The organism is Winogradskyella alexanderae (assembly GCF_020166335.1).
GTDB classification, from domain to species: domain Bacteria; phylum Bacteroidota; class Bacteroidia; order Flavobacteriales; family Flavobacteriaceae; genus Winogradskyella; species Winogradskyella alexanderae.
The window spans coordinates 137090-143571 of sequence record NZ_JAIUJR010000009.1; the positions used below are offsets into that span (position 1 = coordinate 137090).

The 6482-nt window shown below is 33.1% G+C and carries 6 protein-coding genes; all 6 read right to left on the minus strand.

Going from position 1 to position 6482, the window contains the following annotated elements; translation table 11 throughout:
• Positions 1-34: 34 nt before the first annotated feature.
• Positions 35-1084: a DUF6090 family protein gene (locus LBU54_RS13235; protein ID WP_224530699.1), complete on the minus strand. Its 1050-nt coding sequence runs from the start codon at positions 1082-1084 to the stop codon at positions 35-37.
• A 22-nt stretch (positions 1085-1106) separates the two neighbouring features.
• Positions 1107-1886: a DUF6090 family protein gene (locus LBU54_RS13240; protein ID WP_224530701.1), complete on the minus strand. Its 780-nt coding sequence runs from the start codon at positions 1884-1886 to the stop codon at positions 1107-1109.
• A 170-nt stretch (positions 1887-2056) separates the two neighbouring features.
• Complete coding sequence (locus LBU54_RS13245) at positions 2057-2575, minus strand: RidA family protein (RefSeq protein WP_224530702.1); 519 nt, start codon at positions 2573-2575, stop codon at positions 2057-2059.
• Between the two features lie 303 nt (positions 2576-2878).
• On the minus strand, positions 2879-3418 hold the full coding sequence (locus LBU54_RS13250) for a hypothetical protein (RefSeq protein WP_224530704.1): 540 nt from the start codon (positions 3416-3418) through the stop codon (positions 2879-2881).
• Positions 3419-3593: 175 nt separating this feature from the next.
• Complete coding sequence (locus tag LBU54_RS13255) at positions 3594-4400, minus strand: hypothetical protein (RefSeq protein WP_224530707.1); 807 nt, start codon at positions 4398-4400, stop codon at positions 3594-3596.
• Positions 4401-4668: 268 nt separating this feature from the next.
• On the minus strand, positions 4669-6366 hold the full coding sequence (locus LBU54_RS13260) for an amidohydrolase (protein WP_224530711.1): 1698 nt from the start codon (positions 6364-6366) through the stop codon (positions 4669-4671).
• Between the last annotated feature and the right edge of the window lie 116 nt (positions 6367-6482).

Consider the following 6482-nt stretch of genomic DNA (forward strand, 5'->3'; position numbering starts at 1 on the left):
ATCATTGGTTAGTGGTTGTGATTTCGTTATGGATTTAATCCTCCAGTTGGACAAACTTATAGGTTTTCTTTGTCATATCAAGAATTACATGGTATGCTCCAGATTTTACTTTTATGTTGTCTCCGTAAGAAATAATATTGCCTAATGGGAACTCGCTTCCTCCCCAATTAAATTTCCAATTTTCACCTTCTCGAAATTTGACAAATCCATTTTCTAGTATGACATCTCCTTCCCAAATTGCCTCTAAATCATTTGTTAATGTCAAGCGAACGTTGTTATCCCAATTCTTATATTTTGTTGCATCTCCTACCAAACCAATATCATAATAAAGCAATTTTACAGATGGATAATATTCACGAATTAAAGCTTTGTTTGTTTTTGCTAAGTTCAGCAAATCATTCTCAAAGATTAAATGTTGGGATTTTCTGCTACGTGCTGATTTCAAAGCATTCAGGAATAATGGGTCTTCGAGTAATTTTAAAGTTTTATCAATTTCGCTCTTGCTAAAAAAAGTAGTATCAATATTTTCGTATTCATTAAGTACAGAGTATCCAAAAGTGATGCTAGGCGTCGGTAATTTCAATTTCACTAAACTCGGCGTAACAAACGCTGTTATTTTATTAGAACTTTCATTAATTGCATTACCATAAGAAGCTAAGCTTTTATTTAGGTTGGCCTCTTTTAAATTTTCGGGATTAAAATCCAGGTAATTAAGCTGATAAGAAATTTCAGATTCAATACTCGAAGGACTTCTGTCTATATAAAAAAATAGATGTGGAATGAGTTTAGGATTTATACTTTCTGGATTCTGGATAAGACTATCTATAATTTCGATTTGCTTATTTACGCCATAAGCCCTAAGAATCAGCTTTTCAATATCTTGATCAATGACAGTATAAATTTGTTGCAGGACCGCTTCATATCGCGTTTTTCTTTTCTTGGTATCATTCCAGTTGTTTACTTGTAAAGCAATCAAAATTCCGATAACTACAAGTACAATTTCTCCTATTGCATAAAGCACATACTTGCTGAATTTATTTTCAGTGAGTAGACGCTGACGTATTTTTCTAAAGAACTTAATCATACGAGTGGTTGCACTTTCGTTATTATTCAATTTCTGAGTTCAAAACTTCAAGAATAAAATCTATTCTATTCATTAAAGTTTCAGATTCTTCATTATTAAACATATTAAGGTTTAGTGACCAAGCCACGATACCTTCTAATTTTGGGTCAGCTAATAACTCATCTTTTGTTTTTGTGATAAGCCTTGATACTCCAGGTATTGGATTATTAATTTGTTTTTTCTCTAATAAATTAGAAGGCCCTTGGTTCCAAAAAGCATATGCCATATCGCGCTGCAGACCTGCTTCATTTAAATAAGAAGAAATATTATGCTCAAAATACCTCAAGTACATCTGTTCGACTTCTTTAAGCTGAATAACATCGGTACTCCAATTAACCAGTAATTGCTTTAACTCTTCATTTTTTAAAATTTCAACATTACCAGAACTGACCAAGTCATTTTGAATAGGGTCATAAGTTGATGGAAGAAGACTGGCGATATTGTTTAAAATGTCATTACGCATACCATTTTTTGGTTCATTAAAATTATTTAATAGTAGCTCACAATTTTTAATAACATTATTTCTAAAATCTATTTTGTCCTGAAGTTGATCTCTATTAGATATAAATTCCTTTTGAAGCCTTTTTAATATAGCTTGTTCTTTTATATTTTCTTTACGTTGTTCATTCCAATTATTTATCTGCAATGCAATCAAAATTCCGATAACAACGAGTACAATCTCTCCAATGGCATATTTGAAGTATTTACCTGTTTTATTTTCTATAAGCAGATTTTGGCGAATTTTCCGAAAGAATTTTATCATTGATTAGTGGTTAGTCATAATGGTGCACAACGGTTTTGGCTATGGTTTGCTTTGCCAGTTCAAGACTTGCAGTATCTCGTGCCGTAAACCAAAGTTAGCAAATATGCAGGAATTTACGAGAGGAAATTACACCGCAATCAACTATACCCACTATTGTACATTCGTTCGCTTTATTCCGATTTATGAACTTCAAGTTCGATTTCAACCATAAATTCAGGAAGTGCCAAACCCTTTACTTCAAGCCAAGTCCCAGTTGGAAATCCGTTTTTATAAATTTCAGCTCGATATGCTGATTTTTCTAGCATTTGTGCCATATTAGTTGTGAAAATATCTTCTTTTACCACATGGTCAAAAGTGCAACCAAAATGTTTTAATATTTTCTCCAAATCGGCATAACAGTTTTTCATCTGCTGTTCTATATCGCCAACAGCAGTTGGATTTCCTTCATCGTCCATACTTACTGCTCCAGAAATTTTTATGCTATTTCCAATTTTCACAGCGTGTGAATATCCGTATGCTTTTTCCACTTCTGGCCTAAGGAGGAAATATTCTGGTTTTTCGGATTCAACTATTATTTCTTTTTCAACTTCTTTCGTTTCTTCCTTTTGCTTTTGTTCACAACTTTGTAACGTAAAAGCCAATACAAAAAGTGCAGTGAGAAAAGTCAGTCGGTTGGTTGTTTTTTTCATAATTCTGATTATTTAATGATTGTTTAGTCGGTTTTCGATTTTTCCATTATTAAATTGATTTGCGTTTTTCATAAGACCCACAGCGCGTTCGTATATAAATTGTTTCGGTTAAGCCTTGTAAGAGATGGTTGGGGATTTTGCCAAGACAGCATCAGGAATGCAAAAAGTGCTTTGGAAAAGGATCAAGGCTGATTTTGGTCTTTTTCACCTAAGTTAAAGATATTAATTTGTCGCTAATAATTGTAGTCTTAACCAACGTATTAGCAATTAATTATAGCCATTGTAAGGTAACGTATTTATTTCTTATTCAACAAATGCTTGCACATTTACCATATCAAAAAGGTTAAACATTTTAAGTTTAAAATAATACGAGTTTAAATCATCTTTGGATAAGGATTCCACCATGGTCTGATACATCAATTCTGGGTTTTCCTTTATTTCCTGTGATTTAGTTTTTCCGAACACCTTATGCCATTTGGAATCCTGTTGTTGCGCTAATTCGGTCATATCAACCTCACATTTAAAAATAGCCATTTTGGTTTCATTATCCACTTTAAATAATGGGTCAAACTCCATAAAACGCCGAGACTGAATGCGGAAGTTCTTGTTGGATGCTATTTTTTGATATACCTCCAAGTAGCTTTTACCAGAATTGTCTTTTAAAATTCCATCTTTGACTAATAACTTTTCATAATCGTTAATTATAGTTTTTATCTCAACACCTTCTTTTTGATATTTTGAGTCATAACATTCTAAAAATATGTCATTAAGCTGAACAGATTTCTCATTACACGATATGCTTAACATTAGCAATGCCATAATGTATAAGAATTTAATTTTCATAAAGATTTTTTATATGTTACCATTGGTTTTGGATTTGATTTCGTTGCGGAAAATAAGCTATGATTTTACGCCGTAAACGAAAGATAGCAAATTGCAATGAATTCTGATTAGGAATTCGGCCGCAATGAGCTATACACGTTGTTGTGCTTTCGTTATTTCTTTTTTGTTAAATCATTTAGATTTTTTCTCGGTCTGAAACTACAGTTAAAGAATCAATTGCCGAAATATTTTCATCAATTCTACCATAGACTGGTAAAAGGGCTTTAGTATGATATATCAACTCTGTAAGTAAATTAATAAAGACACTATCTCTTAATAAACTTAAATCTGTTTTTGTACGTTTCATTATTTCTATTTTGGAATAGGGCTCACCTATTATTTTGTCATAAACGGTAGTGTCTTTTTCAAATCCGTATACCATTATTGATAGGCGGTCTGTGTGCGCATTTAAATAAGGATTTAGATGATTATCCACAAAACTGTTTTGTAAATCTTCATATGAGGCAAGTATTTCCAGATTTGCTTTTAAAGAGGTTAGCTCACTTCTTAGTTCTTTAGATTTTAATAGGTTTAACTGTCCTGACCCTATCATCTCGTCGTAAATAGACGTTTTATTAGAATTACCGACTAAAAATCTTTTTGATAAGACATGCAAACAATAATCTAGCTCATCTTGGTTGTATGTGTTTGTCTGGTTTGTGTTTATTTTAATCAACTGGGTTGCGGCATTTATTACATCATTATATCTAGTATAACCAGTTTCATATTGAAACCTATTGTACTTCATTTTGATTTGTATAGCCTCTAAAAGTTGCGCTTCCTCTTTAGAATTTAGCCTGTTTTGGTTCCAATTATTAATCTGAAGCGCAATCAAAATTCCAATAACCACAAGCACAATTTCTCCAATTGCATAAAGCAGATACTTGCTGAATTTATTTTCAGAGAGTAGGCGTTTACGGATATGTCTAAAGAACTTAATCATATTTAAAGTTCCTATTTTTTCCGCAAGCGGCTATCTCCACCAAAGGTCTACCAAACTTTTGATTTTGCTTTGCAAAATTTTGTTTCGATAATCTAAAGAATTTTATCATTGGTTATTGGTTTGTCATAATGAAGCATAACGGTCTCTGCTAGGAGTAGTTGCGTGGTTTAGCACTTAAATTTGCAAGTACACACCAAACTGAAAATCCGCGAGGATTTTCAGAAGTAGGCGAGAACAAGCAATTACTTATAGGCATTGTTGGCAATAGTTATTTCTCATATACGATTTTTCCCTCCTTCATAGTTTTTAAAACTTGGATATCTTTTATGTTTTCTGGATTTATTTTTAAAGGGTTTTTATCTAAAATCACAAAATCAGCGAGCTTACCTTTTTCAAGACTTCCTTTTCTGTCTTCCTCAAAATGTTGGTACGCAGACCAAATGGTGATTGCTTGTAATGCTTCATATGGTGTTAAGCGTTCGTCCTCACCAATGACTTTCCCAGAACGGGAAGTACGCTCTACAGCGGTCCATAAAACACGCATTAAATTAGGTAATGCTACTGGTGCATCTGTGTGAATAGTGATGTCCATTCCCTTTTTTAGTGCCGTTTTTACCGGGCTAATACTTTGGACTAAAGAATCTCCAATAAGTTGAGTATGCCAATCTCCCCAATAAAATGTGTGCAATGGAAATAATGAAGCTATCATTTTCATTTCTTTGGCATCATTTAATTGATCTTCCCTAATGTATTGACCATGAATGATAACATCGCGTCTGTTTTCCTTTCCGTATTTTTCTTGAAGTGGTTTCATTGTTCTAATAAATTGGTCAATTGCCGCATCACCATTTGTATGTGCTAAAATTTGCCAATTATTTTTAAATCCTTTTTCGAATATGGAAGTCACTATACTATCGTTAGGTATAGCTGGATAACCACTATAATCGTGTGGCATTCCTTGTGGTGGAATAAGATAAGGTTCAGTTCTCCATGCAGTTCTACCCTGTGGTGAACCATCTAAAGTAACTTTCATTCCACCAATTCTATATTTATTAGTATAGGTTTTACTGTTCCATTTACTATCCATGTATTTATCTACAAATGCATAGTCTATGTAGCTTACCACATCAATTTTGTATTTTTCTTTTTCAGCCATTGCAACTAGCATTTCATGATTTTGCATGGCTCTCCCTTCCTGAGCAGTAGTATATCCATATGATAACGCCATTTCTTGTCCGGCTTCGAAAAATCTCATCACCGCTTCCTCAGATTTAGGTGCAATAGCTTGCAGCATATAAGGAATTGCAGCTAGTTCTTCTAATACCCCATTGGGTTCTGTAGAGTTGTTTTCACGTCTTATTATGCCACCTTCAGGATTTTTACTGTTTTCATCAATTCCCAATTTCTCTAATCCCTTTGAGTTTACTACAGCAAAATGACCTGAAATATGAGTTATCATAATTGGAAATTCTGTACTTACTTCATCCAAGTCGTGTTTAGTAGGAAATCTTTTTTCTTTCAAGATTGAATCATCAAACCCAGTTCCAAAAATCCAGCCAGTCAATGCTCTATTTTCAGGCGTATTCCATTCTTTTAGAACTGAAATTAAAGTTTTCATGTCATCAACATTTGCGTCTGGTGAAGCTAATAATTGTGCACCAATAGCTTGCGCACCAAAATTGGCAAAATGGGCATGACCATCAATTAATCCTGGAACGAGTGTTCTTCCTTCCAAATTAATCATTTTATGACCTTTTCCAGCTATTGTCATTGCTTCTTTACTAGAACCAGTAAAGACTATTTTTCCATCTTTTTCAACTATTGCCTCAACATAGTTTGGTGAATCACCAACCATAGTAATAATATCACCATTATAATAAACTGTTGAAATATTGTATTTCTCAGTTTTTTCACAAGAACAAAAAAGAGTTATTCCTAAAATTAGAAGCAAGGTTTTATTTGTCATTACAATTTAGTTTTAATTATTGCCAACTCAAGGGTTAAACGTAGTTCTGCTTTGAGAATGAAAAGATAATAAATTCCTTAGCAATAATTAGAGAATAGGTCTTCCTTATACTCTCT